Annotated in this window: 9 protein-coding genes; 6 read left to right on the plus strand and 3 right to left on the minus strand. The window is 50.6% G+C overall.

Annotation, left to right across the window (positions count from 1 at the left end; translation table 11 throughout):
• Window positions 1–42: 42 nt before the first annotated feature.
• From B5D61_RS20030 to B5D61_RS20045, 4 genes are all read left to right on the plus strand, one after another.
• Window positions 43–1,704: a sulfatase family protein gene (locus B5D61_RS20030; protein WP_078815207.1), complete on the plus strand. Its 1,662-nt coding sequence runs from the start codon at window positions 43–45 to the stop codon at window positions 1,702–1,704.
• 36 nt (window positions 1,705–1,740) lie between these two features.
• Window positions 1,741–3,309: a sulfatase family protein gene (locus B5D61_RS20035; protein ID WP_078815208.1), complete on the plus strand. Its 1,569-nt coding sequence runs from the start codon at window positions 1,741–1,743 to the stop codon at window positions 3,307–3,309.
• 90 nt (window positions 3,310–3,399) lie between these two features.
• Window positions 3,400–4,404, plus strand: coding sequence for a methyltransferase (locus B5D61_RS20040; RefSeq protein ID WP_078815209.1), 1,005 nt, complete (start codon window positions 3,400–3,402; stop codon window positions 4,402–4,404).
• Between the two features lie 59 nt (window positions 4,405–4,463).
• Window positions 4,464–5,552: an SAM-dependent methyltransferase gene (locus B5D61_RS20045; RefSeq protein ID WP_078815210.1), complete on the plus strand. Its 1,089-nt coding sequence runs from the start codon at window positions 4,464–4,466 to the stop codon at window positions 5,550–5,552.
• Between the two features lie 51 nt (window positions 5,553–5,603).
• Here the strand turns inward: B5D61_RS20045 and B5D61_RS20050 are convergent, their stop codons facing one another.
• The 3 genes from B5D61_RS20050 to hisB form a co-directional block, all read right to left on the minus strand.
• The gene (locus tag B5D61_RS20050) at window positions 5,604–5,786 is read right to left on the minus strand and encodes a hypothetical protein (protein WP_139373389.1); all 183 of its coding nucleotides are present in this window, start codon (window positions 5,784–5,786) and stop codon (window positions 5,604–5,606) included.
• Between the two features lie 305 nt (window positions 5,787–6,091).
• Window positions 6,092–6,709 (minus strand): imidazole glycerol phosphate synthase subunit HisH, encoded by a 618-nt coding sequence (gene hisH, locus B5D61_RS20055; protein WP_078815212.1) that lies wholly within the window; start codon window positions 6,707–6,709, stop codon window positions 6,092–6,094.
• Between the two features lie 9 nt (window positions 6,710–6,718).
• Window positions 6,719–7,318, minus strand: coding sequence for an imidazoleglycerol-phosphate dehydratase HisB (gene hisB, locus B5D61_RS20060; protein WP_078815213.1), 600 nt, complete (start codon window positions 7,316–7,318; stop codon window positions 6,719–6,721).
• 597 nt (window positions 7,319–7,915) lie between these two features.
• Here hisB and B5D61_RS25865 point away from each other — a divergent pair.
• Window positions 7,916–8,488 carry a hypothetical protein gene (locus tag B5D61_RS25865; protein WP_139373390.1) on the plus strand — a complete coding sequence of 191 codons (573 nt, stop codon included), beginning with the start codon at window positions 7,916–7,918 and terminating at the stop codon, window positions 8,486–8,488.
• 69 nt (window positions 8,489–8,557) lie between these two features.
• The coding region (locus B5D61_RS20070; protein WP_078815215.1) for a hypothetical protein at window positions 8,558–16,874 on the plus strand (8,317 nt) is incomplete at its 3' end.

Raw genomic sequence — 16,874 nt, forward strand, 5'->3', positions numbered from 1 at the left:
TTTTCGGAAAGCTCTGCTTCGTGGCGTCGTTCCAGACTGTCCATGATTCGCCGCTTTGTTCATCTGATTGCTTGTTTCACTTCGCTCTGGGCGTCGTCACTCATTGCGGCCCAGCAGCAACCTAACATTCTATTTTTCTTTGCGGACGATTGGGGGCGCTATGCCAGCATTTATGCAGAAGTAAACGGCAGTGGTAGCATCAATGATATCGTCAAGACTCCGAACTTTGACCGGATTGCCAAGCAAGGGGTGCTTTTTAAACACGCGCATGTGAATGCCCCATCCTGCACGCCTTGTCGAAGCTCGCTTCTATCGGGACAGTATTTCTGGCGCACAGGGCGTGGTGCGATCCTACGGGGAGCTGTGTGGGACGACCAGATTCCTGCTTACCCCTTGCTGCTGAAGGATGCAGGTTATCACATTGGCAAGACCTACAAGGTGTGGGGGCCGGGATCACCTGCGGATGCGCCGTATGGTGGTCAGAAGTATGCCTTCCAAGCGGCAGGTGGAAGATTCAATCAGTTCTCCCAAAACGTCACTAAGCTGGTGGATGCGGGGAAAGATTTGGATGCCGCCAAGGAGGAGCTGTATGCGGAAGTGCGTGGCAACTTTACCGACTTCTTGAAGGCCAACGAGGGGGGGAAGCCCTTCTGTTACTGGTTTGGCCCGACCAACGTGCACCGTTCTTGGACTAAGGGTAGTGGGAAGAAGCTCTGGAACATTGATCCTGACTTACTCAAAGGGAAAATGCCCCCCTATCTTCCCGATGTGCCAGAAGTGCGTGAGGACTTAGCGGACTACTTCGGAGAAATCCAGGCTTGGGATCACAGCATCGGCGTGCTGATGAAGGAGCTGGAAAAAGGCGGTCAGTTAGATAATACCCTCGTCGTCATCAGTGGTGACCATGGTGCTCCTGGATTCCCCCATGGGAAGTGCAATCTCTACAACTTCGGCACGGGCGTCAGTCTCTCCATCACGGGACCTGGCGTTAACGGAGGTCGAGTGGTGGATGACTTCGTGAATCTCACGGATCTTGCACCCACGTTCTTGGAAGCTGCGGGCCAACCGATTCCTGAGGTGATGACAGGACGCAGTCTCTGGCCTGTGTTGAAGTCCGACAAATCCGGTCTGGTGGATCCCACCCGCACGCAAGTGTTTACCGGACGCGAACGCCATGTCGAGAGTGCTCGTGCCGATTACACACCCTACCCTCAACGCGCCATTCACACGGCAGATCACCTTTTCATCATCAATTTCCGTCCTGATCGCTGGCCCATGGGAGACCCCTATGGCTTGGATGGTCCTAATGAGCCGACAGCTCAGGAGATCGAAGAAACCACACGTGTGACACATCCCGATGACGATGCGGGGCCAACCAAGGCGTGGCTGGTGGGGGCTCGTAAGACCCCCGAATGGAAGGCTCATTACGAGTGGGTGTATGGAAAGCGGCCCAAGTATGAACTTTACGATCTGAAAAAGGACCCGCATGAAACCAAAAACCTAGCGGAAGATCCTGCCTATGCGGAGATCAAGAAGGATCTGGAAAAGCGTTTGATGGACGAGCTGGGCCGCACCGGAGATCCCCGTTTGATCAATGAGGGGGCGTATTTTGAGAACCCTCCGTTGGCGGGTCCTGTCCTGGACGATGAAGCTCCTAAAGCGGGTAAAAAAGGTAAAGGGAAGGGGAAGGCGAAACAAGAATAAGTAACCGTCTAAACCGATCTGTTCATCATCACGATCATGAAGTTTTACTTGTTTGCTTTTCTGGCTGCTGCCGTGAGTTCCACATTCGCTGCTGAACGGCCTAACATCTTATTTGCCATCGCGGATGATTGGGGGCCCCATGCAGGCGTGTATGGCACCCCTTGGGTGAAGACTCCGGGCTTTGATCGAGTGGCCAAGGAAGGCTTGCTCTTCAATCACGCTTATACGCCCGTGGCCAAGTGTGCTCCCTCTCGGGCGATTGTGCTGACGGGACGTTATGCTTGGCAGAATGAAGAGGCTGGAAATCACATGGCCTTCTTTCCGGCGAAGCTGAAAAGCTGGCCTGAGGTGCTGATGGACAAAGGCTGGCACATGGGGATCACCGGAAAAGGTTGGGGACCTGGGATCGCGAAAGATAAGAACGGTCAACCGCGTCAAATCACCGGTAAGCCCTTCAACAGACGTAAACTTGAGCCGGCGACCCCCGAAATCTCTAACAATGACTACGCTGGAAACTTCGTGGACTTTTTGGATGCCGCTCCCGAAGGGAAACCCTGGTGTTTTTGGTATGGTAGCACGGAACCCCATCGCGGTTATGAATTTCAATCCGGCGTGAACAAGGGCGGTAAAAAACTCTCAGACATTGATCATGTGCCAGGTTACTGGCCGGATGTCGATACGGTGCGCCATGACATGCTCGACTATGCTTATGAGGTGGAGCATACCGATAATCATCTGGTGCGGATGATGACCGAGTTGGAAAAGCGCGGCATGCTGGATAACACGATCATCATTGTGACCAGCGATCATGGCATGCCTTTTCCACGGGTGAAGGGTTACGCCTATCACGATTCCAATCACATCCCGCTCGCTATTCGTTGGCCTGGCGTGGTGAAGAATCCGGGGCGAGTGATCGAAGACTTCGTCAATTTCACCGACATCGCGGCTACCATTCTGGATGTGGCCGGCATTACGGAAAAAGAGAGCGGCATGATGCCTCTCACAGGGAAAAGCTGGCGGCCGATCTGGGAGAGTGAAAAGAGCGGTCAGGTCCTGGCTGAGCGCGATCACACCCTCATTGGTAAAGAACGGACCGACGTGGGGCGCCCTCATGATTGGGGATATCCCATCCGGGGGATCGTCACGAAAGAATCTCTCTACCTCAAAAACTATGAACCGACTCGCTGGCCTGCGGGAAATCCAGAAACGGGTTACCTCGACACGGATGGTGGCGCCACGAAGAGTCTGATCTTGGAGATGGGGCGCAAGGATCGCTCCGACAAATACTGGCGGCTGAACTTTGGCATGCGTCCAGGGGAGGAGTATTACGACCTCACTGTAGATGCCGATTGTGTACACAACCTGGCCGGAGAGTCCGTGCATGTTGAGAAAATCCGCAGCCTCAAAGAACGGATGGAGAGCGAACTCAAAGAGCAGGGAGATCCTCGCCTGAGTGGCAACGGCAAGATCTTCGATGAATACCCTGCCACGAATAACGCCGGGTTTTACGAGAAATTCATGAGTGGTGAAAAGATCAAAGCAGGTTGGGTGAATGAAACCGACTTTGAAAAAGAGGTTATCACTCCATCGACAGTCACAGAATGATGTCATGAGGTGGCTCACCTAAAGTGAGTCGGCTTATCCTTTCATACTGCTGATGGACGTCCGTGAATCATTTTCCTCGCACCGCAATATATGAGTCTTTCTCCCGATCGTATCCTCCAGACTGGCATGGGCTTCTGGGCCTCCAAAACCCTGCTAAGTGCCGTTGAAATGGACGTCTTCACGGAACTGGCCAAGCATCCAGGGGATCTCGATGCTGTTCAAGGACGCTTGGGTCTCAATGAACGAGGGGCGCGTGACTTTCTCGATGCTTTAGTGGCGCTTGGGTTTCTCATCCGCGACGAAGAGATTTACAAAAACGCCCCTGAGACCGACCTCTTTTTGGACAAGGGTAAACCCAGTTACATCGGGGGCATTTTGGAGATGTGTAACCATCGTCTCTACGGATTTTGGGGAAGTCTCACCACGGCTCTGCGCACGGGAGAATCGCAAAACGAATCCAAGGGTGGGCATGATCCATTCAAGGCTCTCTATGCAGATCCTGCGGCCTTGAAGGAGTTTCTCCGGGCCATGTCTGGCGTCAGCCGTGGTGCCAATATGGCCATCGCAGCTCAGTTCCCCTGGCAAAACTACCGCACCTGTGCGGACATCGGCACAGCCCAGGGGGATTTAGTCACTCAGATTAGCTTGGCGCATCCACATCTTCAGGGTATCGGTTATGACCTGCCCGAGGTGGCTCCCGTCTTTGAGGATTACATTGCTGACAATGGACTGTCTGATCGAGTCAAGTTTCTGGGCGGTAGCTTCTTCACGGATGCGCTTCCTCAGGCCGATGTGCTTCTGTTTGGCCACATCCTGCATGATTGGGATCTGCCAACGAAAAAAATGCTGCTGGCAAAGGCCTACGCGGCATTGCCGAGCGGTGGCGCTGTGGTGGTCTATGACGCCATCATTGACGATGCGCGTAGCCAGAATGCCTTTGGCCTCTTGATGAGCTTGAACATGCTGATTGAGACTCCGGGAGGGTTTGACTATACAGGTGCTGATTGCATCTCGTGGATGCAGGAAGCGGGCTTCCGGGACTGCCGTGTCGAGCATTTGGTCGGACCGGATTCCATGGTCATTGGCATCAAGTAAACGTCAAACAACCACACCCAGCTTGCGCATCAGCCTTGCTGAGGCGAGGTCATGGATTCATGCCAGACTCCGTGCCCTCCTCTCTAACCCCCCAGCCCAGACCTTGGCTGGTGCGCATTCCTGAGATTTTCGAAAGTATCGCTGATGATGTTTTGAAGCATCTGGGGGCGGCTTCGAGCACTCGGCTGGGCCACGATTATTATCTCCTCAAGGCCTTAGATTCCAAGGCCTTGAGACAATCCGAAGCGGCCAAGTTTACCCGCTGGAATTTGCCGATGGATCACACCTGGCCGTGCAATCCCCAGAAAATGGACGGCTTCATTGAAAAGGCGGCCCAGACGCTTTTGAAAAAGTTTGGGGATCGTCGTCCGCAGGGCCTCTTCATTGGGCAACTCAATCCCATCTCACCCGATAAGTATTACAAAAGCCTCGCCTCGAATCTTCGCGGAAGAGCGCTGCAAATCTTTCCTCCGTTGGCGGCCAATGCCGTCGAGGAGCAGGACCCGACAAAGGAGACCTTATTCTGTCTTGTGGGTAAGGAAGGTCTCTTCTGCGGCATGCAGACACCGCGTCTAGCCAATGGTCTCTATGCAGGAGGCAGCAAGTACATTGACCAGGACTCACCGGATACCATCAGCCGAGCTGGGGCGAAGATTGCTGAGGCGTTGCACTACCTTTTGCTGCATCGACCAGCGATGCCGGAAGGCAGCCACTGGATCGAACTCGGCGCTTGCCCTGGTGGCATGACTGCCGAACTCCTGGCCCGCAAACAACGCGTCACTGCGATTGACCGTGCCCCCTTGGATAAGCGCTTGGACAAGCGTCCCGGGCTCCGATTTGTGCATGCCGATGTGGCCACCTTTGAAGCCAAAGACGGCACGATCTACGATGCCATTCTCTCGGATCTCAACGGCCCACCCCATGAGTCCATTGATCACGTCATCCGCTTGTCCCGTGCTTTAAAGCCCGGCGGACTCATCGTTTTCACGCTGAAAGTCCCGCGCATCGAAACCGTGGACGAACCCTGTGAGCTATTTCGCCGAACGGCTAAGACCGCCAGGAAGGCCGGATTGCAGTTGTTTGCCCAGACGCACCTCACCTACAACCGGCATGAGTTCACGCTTTTTTTCGAGAAACGAGGAAGCTGAACCTCCACGGTGCCTTAAAACTGGAGCAGGTTTTTAAAGCACCGCCTGAGATCAGACCAGCATGGCTGCATGAGCCTCCTCCAATTCCTCTTCAGCGTAGTGCCAATCAATCTCGCCATTGTGATGAACACAAGGCGGGAGTGAATTGGGGAAGTAGATGTGGCGTAGACCACAGGTCACTCCAAGACTCACATGATGTTCGGCAATGGCTGCCGGACTTAGCAGACAACGCACGCACATCGCACGTCCGCTCCACGGACACCGCAGGTGGCAGGGATCACCAAGGTCTGGCTCAATCATATAGAATTCCTTTCCAGCAGAGTTCGGTTGGGACCGTCTTGTGGAAATGATGGGCACGTTGCTCGGGAGAGCGATGCTTGAAACAGTCGATTCGTCGGATGGGAATGAATCGCTATTTCACTGCATTTATCACAGAGAGTGAACGGAGGCTAGCGCCAAATGATGTTCACGAATTAAACGTAAAATTAGTTATACTTCTGACCTCTTGATCATTAAGAGGTCAGAAGACTCTGTGAACTTCACTCAAACGCCGCTACCGCATTGCGCAACAGAGTCAGGCCCGTGTCTTGGCTTTTCTCAGGGTGAAATTGCACCGCCATCAGGTTCTCTTTGCAGATGCCCGCGATGAATTCACTGCCGTAGGTCGTGCGGCAGAGCGCCAGAGATTCATCAGTCACATCCGGGTAGTAGCTGTGCACATAGTAGAGGTAGCTCGGGTTAGGCAGTCCCTTCCACCACTTCGCCCCGCGTTCTTCCCAGTGCACTTGGTTCCAGCCCATGTGCGGGATTTTCAGGCCGTGCTCGGCTTTGAACTTCCGCACGATACCCGGAGCCACACCAAGACCTTCCACACCAGGAGATTCCTCACTGGCTTCGAACAGCAATTGATAACCGAGGCAGAAACCCAGGTAAGGACGATCTGCCGCCAGCCACTCCTTCAGCGGCTCCCAGAGTTGGTTCTGTTTCAAGATGCGCACGCTGTCCCCAAAGGCACCTTGTCCTGGAAACACCAGCACATCCAGGCCCTCGAATCCCTCCGGACCCGTGACCAGTTTCGCCTCACGGCCAATGGCCGTGAACGCATTCAGCACACTGCGCAGATTTCCTGCGCCATAGTCAAGCACTCCGAGATTCATGAGGGTGAATTAGAGTACGTCCTTGGTGCTAGGAATGCCGGTGACACGTGGATCTTTTTGCGTCGCCGCATCCAGAGCCCGGGCCAGACCTTTGAAGATCGCCTCCGCCATGTGGTGAGAATCACGACCGCGCTTGATCTCGACATGCAGAGTGCACATGAGAGCACTGGAGAAGGCCCGCAGGAACTCCTCCACCAATTGGTAGCTGAATACCCCGGCACGACCGCCGATGGCCTCCATCTTCTCTGGTGCATGATAGCTCAGGAAAGGGCGACCGCTCAGATCCATGGCCACCTCAGCCAGGGTCTCATCCATCGGTAGCAGGAAGAAGCCATACCGCACGATCCCGGCCTTGTTACCCAGAGCTTCGCGGAAGCAATTGCCCAGCACGATGCCGGTGTCTTCGACGGTGTGGTGATAGTCCACATCCACATCGCCGATGACCTTCACCTTCAGATCGAATAGCCCATGCTTGGCAAAGAGAGTCAGCATGTGGTCGAAAAACGGCACTCCAGTGTCAATGGTGGAGCTACCGGAACCATCCACATAGAGTTCAATCTGGATGTCCGTTTCGGCGGTCTTGCGGGCTTGGGTCGCGGTGCGAGGCATGGGAGAAAAGGGTCGGTCAACAGGAAGCGGGAGATAGTATTCCGTGAAATCCCACCCCGGGCGAACGAAAAGTGCAGGTTGTCATTGGTTTCGGGGATGCTTACGCCTGGCCCTCAGAGGAGGCGAACTCAGTTGTTTATCAAATAACGCTCCGTGAGCCACGCCAGTGCTGCTCGGGACCGGAATGACTTCAGATCGGTCGCGAGTTTCGAATTCAGTAAAAATCGCCGCAGAATCAAGCGTCGGGCAGTGACGTCTAATTTGTCCTCGTTGATGCAGGGAAAATCGGGCTTGGTTTCGACAGCTTGATCCAGCGTTCGCAGATGTTGACCAGGCCGGATTAGCCCGACGACCATTAAACCTGCCTCAATGCTGTCAGCCCATATTGCCGAACGAGAGCACACAGTTCTTGGGTTGAATTAGACGAGGTGTGGTTTGCGTTTTTTTTGAAACACTCAATCAGTTATTATGATTATTCTATAATTATTTATATTATTTAAACAATTAAGTTTTTTTAAGAAACAAAAAATAGTCTTGTGATAATTTTTTATTGTTCAAAATGTCACCATGTGCTTTAGAAGCGCATCAATCTTATAAATGGAAACTGCATCACATACTTGGTATAAAATTTTAGCACTCGCATTTTTTTGGGATTATGCCAAATCGTTTCCTTCTTACAGACTTGAGGTGTTTTTAGTAGTTTTAGGGTTGGTTTTTTACCTCGATTCAATGCTGGTCAAAAATTCCAGTCATGTGCACTCTGCTAAAATGTCTTGGTCTGCTTGGCCACTCTTTGCGGCATTGGTGGTGTTGTCCTTAAGCGTGACTTTTTTGGACCCTAAAAACGAGAGTGTGGGTTCCCCGGGACGAGTGAAGCCAATTTCATCGCTGCAAGCTGGAAATCAGAGGCCTCGCCAGCAATCTATTCCCGGGAGCTCGGCTAATGTGACCTACATCCCAGTGCAGCGTCCTCCTGTTCCCATGAAACCTGCGTCAGTGAAAAGGACTTTCAACTCAGCCTTAAAGCCCACTGAAGAAGCAGCCACTTCACGACTGCCTGAGACTCATCCGCAAGGTGCACCTATCCGATCACCGAGTATTCCTGAGAAAGCTCAGTCAGTTAGTGCGCCACAGCCTGTGAGCAGTCAGTCCGCAGCCGATAAAAAGTAAAATCCTTGATTCAATACGTATATGAAGCATCCATCTAGGCGTTGGTCTCGGGCTTATCGTAGTCAAGTCTTGTCCGTTCTGCGAGCTTCTCGCATTCGGCGTTGGTTGGCCTTATTGCTTTTGGTGATGATGCCTCTATCAACCACACCGTATTTACACGGTGTCAATCTAGGTGAGGCTGAATATGACCCAGGGACAGGTACGCTTTATATTCAGTACGAAGACTGGAACGAAAATGGCGAATTTGACCCGGGAGACGAGCTCTATTGGGAGTATTCTGGATCCGATAGTGACAGCGACAATGATGGCATCTCAGATCTGAGGGAGGCAGCCTGGGGAACCAATCCTTACAATCCCGATACGGATTATGATGGTATCACGGATGGTGATGAAATCGACTTATTAGAAGGGCTAGGTGGAGGTTATGATCCCCGGCTGTGGGATAGTAATGCCAACGGCTACAGTGACCATGACGAAGCGTATGGCTATTACGAGGTGAATTACAATGTCGTCGGTCAAGGTTATAGTTATTATGATTGGGATGGTGATGGTTATAAAAACCCCGAGGATTCGCATCCTTTAAATTCGTCATTATATTGTGATTGGAATGATAATGGCACGAATGATGGGGAAGAGGGTGGTTCCCCTGATGATAGCGATAATGATGGCCATCTCGATCCAGACGATTCGCATCCTTTTGATCCGTCTTTGTGGGACGACTGGAATGAGAATGGGGTCAGCGATACCGCTGAAGCAGAGATGGATTCAGACGGAGATAGTTACAATGATCTCTTTGACTCTAACCCTCATGACTCTTCGCTGTGGGACGATTGGAATAATAATGGAGTTAACGATAGCGAAGAAGGACCATGGGAAGAGATGGACTATGATGGCGATGGCTATTTAGACATAGACGATTCTCATCCTTCAGATGCTTCGTTGTGGGACGATTGGAACGGGAATGGACTTAGTGACTATTATGAATCTACAACCGATTCTGATGGAGATGGGCACAATGATTTGTATGATTCACATCCAGACGACTTATCGCTGTGGCAAGACTGGAATAATAACGGATACAACGATGATGAGGAAACTGTAGATTCAGACGGAGATGGCAGAGCCGATATTTTTGATTCACACCCAAATGATGTCAGTCTTTGGAGTGACTGGGACAACAACGGGATTAATGCAGAGAACGAGCCGGATGAAGATTTTGATGGTGATAGTTATGTAAATCAGTATGATTCTCATCCAGAAGACGCGAGTTTGTGGAATGACTGGAACTATAACGGCATACCTGACGACTGGGAATTCATAGACACAGATAGCGATGGTGACGGTTACAACGATTCGGAGGATAGTCACCCAAGTGATGATCAGCTTTGGGATGACTGGGATTACGATGGACTTAACTATTCTGACGAACAAATTTTTGGCACTTATCCCGAATATTATGACTCAGATGGAGACGGGTTGAGTGATGGTGAAGAGATCGTTGCTGGCACGGACCCTCTCGCGATGGATAGTGATGGTGATGGTCTAACAGATTATGAGGAATTAGTTGTTTATACCTCTCCTATTCAGGGTAAACACCTTAGTCCTTTAAATGGTCACTCCATCAGCTCTATTTACTTGGATTATCTGATGGTAGATAATGCGGATGATGATGGAGATGGTATTCCAAATCCAATTGAATTGTTTTATGAAATGGACCCCAATAATAGTGCAGACGCTCAGGGGGATCTCGATGCCGATTACGTTAGCAATCTTCAAGAATACCTTGATGGAACGCCCCTGAATGGCAACTTGCCGATCTATGATTTCGATCAAGACGGTATCACGGATATTGAAGAAGACTATTGGAATGGGATCGGACCTGTGGTGCTGAATAAATATGTCTTTGGAGATTCGGTCAAAGATCCCGACGGTGATGGCCTGTTGAATTTTGAAGAAATTCGATTCGGTTTGGACCTTGCCAGTAAAACCACATACGAAGGGATATCCGATCTCGAGTGGATTAATGCTGTGAGGGGGACGGCCTGGACCGCCTCATTAGCACCCGGCGATATGGATGCCGATGGTCTGCCGGATGCCTGGGAGCATCAATATCATCTGGATATCCGTGATCCTGGAGACCGAAATGAAAATTTCGATGCGGATGCATTGACTAATTGGCAAGAATATTGGGCGGGCCGAAGTCCGAGGGTGCATGATTATCAGGCACCGACGGAATCCACCGGGCAGTTTACAAAACCTCTGGATTGGAATGATTCACAACCGTCGGATCGAAGTCTTGCATTGCCTCCGGCGCTTCCTCAGCCTCCTGAATTGAGTTCGAGTTTTGTTAAGGATTTCTTTCTCAATATCCATGTGGAGCCATTGCGATCTATATCACCTGAATTTTCATATAAACACGCAAGCTATAGTGGCAATGATAATGCTTGGTATAAATTAGAAAATGGGAGGCAGGATGGGTGGCCTTTGCCGTGGTATGACGAAAACTTGGATTGGGATCAGCCCATTTGGTATCCTACAGAGCCTGAGCCAGGTGCAGGTAATTTGAGTCCGAATTGGGAGACTTACAAAGATGGCGATATCGTCATGGCAGCAGATCTAGAGTCAGCTACAAAAACAAAGACTTGGTCTAAAGTTAAGTTTGGGCTACCTGCTGGGTGGTTGGCGACTTGCCGATTCATTCAGGAATATTACCTTTTAGATGAGTATCAGAATATGGGTGAGAGCGCGCCCAGACATGAATTTGTCATTAGTGCAGGGCAGAACGCAAGCGAACAATTATTCTTGCCTCCTTCTAATGAAAGCTTGTTTCCAGTTTATCTCATGTTTGCTAATCCTAAAAAAGTTAGGGGGCTTAATCCTTCAGATACAGCAGGGCCGCGGTATCGTAAAATTGGTTTAAACGGAGTTCCGTTATCCGATGCTCCACCTCAAATGTCGGAAGAAAATGACATCCCTGCGGATGAGACTTATGTGGACGCTTATTCCCGCGCATTGCGTCATTCTGTCACGGACATTTGGAGCCGTGCAGGAGCATCTGAGATTCCGCTTTGTGTCAGGCGCACGCTCAGTCCAGAGATTTGGTCTTGGAACCATGGTTTACGTCCGGATGAACGCCCTGATCGACCTTTCGGCGCAGGATTCACGTCCAACTTAACCCCGAGCATTACTTTTTCGTATCCAGAAAGTGAAAGTAATCAACCTTTCAGGGCCACTGCTGTTGATGAAAATGGCATAGCACACAGCTTTGTACATGTAGGAGGAGCTTTCGGTGGAATTAACGAACAATGGCTCCCTGATTTGGAAGAGAAACAAGATGCGAAGACTTGTTACGATAGATTGATCAGAACCGGAGGTGGTTGGTTATTAATCAAAAAGTTTGGCACTGTATGCAGCTATGAAATGACTCATTTAACCGATCTTCGCGCAAAGGTGGGTGAATTTGAAGGAAAAGCTTCACAAATCATTTCATCCGATCGGCGGCTGGGAAGTAAGCATAAAACAATTTATGAGTATGGAAGAATGTTTCAAGTTGAGGATCGACTTGGGAATAAGCTGTTTTATGAATACCCAAATTTAAACACACTTATCCCATCCAAGATTTATGACCCGGATCGACCGAATCAAGTCTTGTCAGTCGAGCAGAATGGACATGGACGCGTAGTTGGAGTTCGTGGTCCGGCTGGAGATACAGTGCGTTATCAGTATGACATTTTAGAATCTGCTGGAGCTTTAAATAACGTGCAGGTTTTGAAAAGTGTTACTCGTGGAGAGGTGGAAGATGAAAAAAGAGTAGAGTATGATCACACCTTTGATCTTCAATACGAGCTGGATCCAGATCCAACTTCTCCAATGCCTGATTGTTATGGGTATGTGGACTTGAGATTGATTAAAGATGAGAGAGGATATTCTCATTTCTTCGATTATGAGTTTGTCTCCCAGGCAGCTGCTTATTCTTGGAGTGGTTATCAAAGTGAGCCGCCTCGGATGAAAAGACTTTCTGGCGTTCCCAAACTTTTGAAAAAGATTACTCGGCCCAATAATCAGATAGTCACCTTTTCTGGAGATCGAACCTTGGAATATCGTTCCGATCGAACGATAAACACGCCAGGCATCGTAACAAAGGTCGAATCAAGTTCTGCTGGGACTTATACTTATCATTTCACATCGCCAAGGATTTTCTGTCCGGTTCCGTTGTCGATTGATAGTGCTCAGAATGTGTGTGTTTCGTTTACGCGGATGAAGCTCACGTCTGCCGCTGGCACAGAGATTTATGAGTTTGATCCAGATGCAGGGATGGCCTTGAAAAAAATCACGGATATCGGCGGAAACGTGACAAGTTATTCATACGATGACTACACTTTAGGGTCTTCGCTTTCATCCATTTCTGGGGCCTATTTGGGTGCGCTGAAATTTGACGATCCGACCACGGAGACAAATGCTCTAGGTCAGTCCAAACATTATGAATATGAAGACAAGTTCCGTCTTCTGACCAAAATTACGGATGAGCTCGGTGTTTCCACCGAATATCAAATCAATTCGACCACCGGATTACGCACCAAAGAAACCGTTAAAGACGCCTCGGGGCATACTTTGCGTGCGACCCGTTTCGAGTATAACGATCCCGAATTCGTTGGTTTTATGACTTCTCAGATCGTTGAGACAACAGGCCTTGATGATGTGCCTGCGGGATCGCCTGACCCGATCGGAGAGATGAGAACGGATTTCGTTTCGGATGTGAATGGACGAATTGCCCATCAGATCACTTATGCTGGGAATGAAGACAACCCTACAACACTTACGGTTAACGAGTCTTTACCATTGATCACTTCATATACCTACACGGGTAATGGAAGCAAGAAGACGGTCACTGATCCGCGAGGTTACACGACAGAATTTGAATATGATCCGGTCACTCTCCGGTTAAGGAAAGTCATTTACCCAAATGAGACTTTCAAAAGTCTCGATTATGATGATCACGGTAATCTCGTGGAGGAACTCAATGAGATAGGAGTGAAGACCTTTCACGATTACGATAATCTCAACCGACGTGTCAAGACGACCGTTGATCTCAATGGCAATGGAACGAAGGATGCACCTTACACGACGGTGACGGCTGGAACGACAAGCAGCTTACCTATTTACGATGGTGATTTGGTGACAGAAACCATTTACAACGACTTTAATTTGCCCGTGTATGAAACAGATGCACGCGGTGTGCGCACCAAGCATGAGTATGATTTGATTGGGCGGCGCACTTTGACAACGGTCAACTGTGACAGTCAGGATGCGAATCTCAAATTGATCACTCACTACGTCGATGATAATCCCAATACGCAGGACTGGGTAGGCGGGTCTATTTTGACAACGGGTGATTTCAAGCCCCTTTGCACGATTGATCCGCGCGGTTTTGTCACGAAGTATGAATACGACGCCATGTATCGTCAGACGCGGACGGTGCTGACAGATACTTCTCATAGTCCTCCCCTCAAGATCGAAACTCGAGCCGACTATGATGATGTCGGTAATCCGGTTAGCAGTACCGATCCACTGGGGCGAGTGACGAGAACTGAGTTTGATGGTTTAAGGCGTGCGGTGCGGGTGGTGTTGCCCGCAGATCCGCAACACGCGGAGTTTCCAGTGCCGGCCTCCGAAAGGATAACCCGCTACACGCCATCTGGACTAGTCTGGAGCAGCACGGATGAACTGGGAAACACGACCCGGAACTTTTATGACAACGCTGGTCGCTTGACTGTCACCATGCAGCCTGGAGTTCTGGTTCCAGGCGAGGGAAATCAACTGATTCAGCCTCAAGTATGGCAAGCTTATGATGCGGCTGGCAATGTCATCGCCCAAAGTGACCCGCGTGGCAACATCACGGAAACGGAGTATGATGAACGCAATCGCCCTGTGAAGGTTGTTTTTCCAGAAGTGGCTGATGCGGAGACGGATAGTGTTGCCCACCCTGAGACATCGACGGAATACGATGATCTGGGGCGTGCTGTGAAGGTGACGGATCCGCTTGGGCGCTTCACCTTGACTCGTTATGATCGTGCTGGTCGGGCTTACGCTTCGATCGCTCCCTCAGTCGAGTCTCAAACTCAGGTGACGATCAGCACGCATGATCCTGCGGGGAATGTGCTGACAGTGACCAATCCCGGTGAGCAAACCATCACCAATAATTATGATGTGTTGGGACGTCTCGAAAGGACAGTCGATCATCAGGGAATTATCAATCAGTTTGAATACGATAAGAGCGGCAATCGAGTGTTGGTGAAGGACGGGCGAGAGCAAAAGACGCTGTTCACGTATGATGCTCAAAATCGCCTTTTATCACAGTCGTTTGCCAACGGAGACACGTGGTCTTATCAATACAATGCGCTGCATAAAATCGGCCAAACAGATGCCAATAAGGTTTCCACCTCTTATCAATATGATGTGCGGGATCGCTTGTGCAAAGTCACGGCACCTGATTTGGAGAGAACTCAAACTTACGATGCCGCAGGTCGCCTGTTGAGTGTCTTCGAAGCGGGTCGCTCCGAGGCAACGGTCGGGTACTCCTATGATGTTTTGGGACGTGTGGAAGCAGAGGTGTCACAAGGATTACTGCACACTTATGGTTATGACTTGGCTGGGAATCGAGTTTCGGCCTTCTACGGCACGGGTCGAAGTGTCGCTACAAGCTATGATGCCTTAAATCGCCCCGAGGTGATCCATGAAGGGGGGCGCACAACCACCTATGGTTACGATCTGGCAGGGCGGGCACTCATGATGACCGTAGGCAATGGGCAGGTCACCCGGAATCGGTATGATGAACTCGGGCGGCTTCGATACCGCACTCTGTATGCCCACTCATCTAACCTGACTCCGAGCGGTGTCCTAGCGGCTTTTGAGTGGATACATGATGCTATCGGTAATGTGACCTTCCATGCGGAGGAATGGAAAGCAAATGCTGCTAGAACGGCGGGTTTACGCTCCACCACGATGACCTATGATGATGCCAACCGGCTGCTGACGGAAACGGTTGTTGATCCGGCGAGTGGGAATATAGCGACGGTTTATACCTACAATGAGGCGAACAATCGGCTGAGCAAATCCGTGACTGGCGGTGATGAGCCTGGTTATTGGACCTATGACTACAATAAGGCGAATCAACTGACAGGATGGTCGAAATTCGATCAACCTGAAGGCACCTTGATCGAGAGCAAGCTTCTGCGTTACGATGGCAACGGCAATCGGACCAGCAGTGCTGAGCTAATGGCAGGACAGGCTAGCCTGACTAGCCAGGGCATCAGCTACGAGGCCGTTGCTTCAGGTGCGCCGGGTTACGACGTGAGTGTGAGTTTGAAAGCTGACGAGAGCAATCAAGAGCTCGGTGTCACCGTCGAGGGGGAGAACCATGTGGTCGTGAACCTAGCGACAGGGCAGGCAGCGACAGATGCACTGTTTAATCAAGGGGTGACTTATACAGCCACCACAACTTCATCCCAACCTGTGGACGGAACGACTCTGGAGCTTTATCGACCGTCTGTTCCAGACCAGGCGGCGTATGTTCACGTCGCTGGTGTTCAAGCGACGGCGTCACAGCAAGGGCTCACTTATCAGGCCACCGCCCAAGGTGAGGCGGGAAATGGCATTACCGTTTCTCTTGAAGAACCTCTTGAGGCAAATCAGCCCCTAGGAGTCAGCATGGATGGAGATGACCATGTGGTTGTCAGACTCGCGACCGATGCCGGGGTGAAGGATTCGTTGGTTAATCAAGGGATTACTTATGAGCAAAAGTCGCCCCATATTATGGGTCAGGAGGTGGCTATTACACTAAAGGCTGACGAGGCTAACCAAGAGGCAGGGGTGATAGTTGATGGCCGCGACATTGAAGTGCAACTGGCCACCGATGCAGGGGCGAGGGCCAGCATTGAAGATCAAGGCATCACCTACAAAGCCAAGGTTGCTGGTGCTGCAGGCAATGATCTGAGAGTGATCTTGGAGCCAGGTGAGCTTGACGAGCCTCTGAGTGCCACTGTCGATGGAAACGATATCACCGTGAAACTCTCAAGGAAAACTGGAGAAGGTGCCAAATTCGCAAGCTGTGAGTTTCCTAGTATCAGCTATAGAGCAGCAATGCCCGGTGTGGCGGGTAATGCCATTCAGGTCAAACATATCGATGATTCTCATGGTCTTTACGATGCCTATGGACCACTTTATAATGAGAAATGCACAGCCAATCGATTGGCTTCGAATTACTTTCTCATTTGCTTAGCGCGTGATCAGGGAGACGCAGCCCAAAAAAGCTATTTTGATGGAGGCTTGGTGATTAAGGCCAAGGAAAAAGGAGCCGCCGGAAATGAGTACCGCATCACCTTCGTCG

Source organism: Prosthecobacter debontii (assembly GCF_900167535.1).
Taxonomy (GTDB): domain Bacteria; phylum Verrucomicrobiota; class Verrucomicrobiia; order Verrucomicrobiales; family Verrucomicrobiaceae; genus Prosthecobacter; species Prosthecobacter debontii.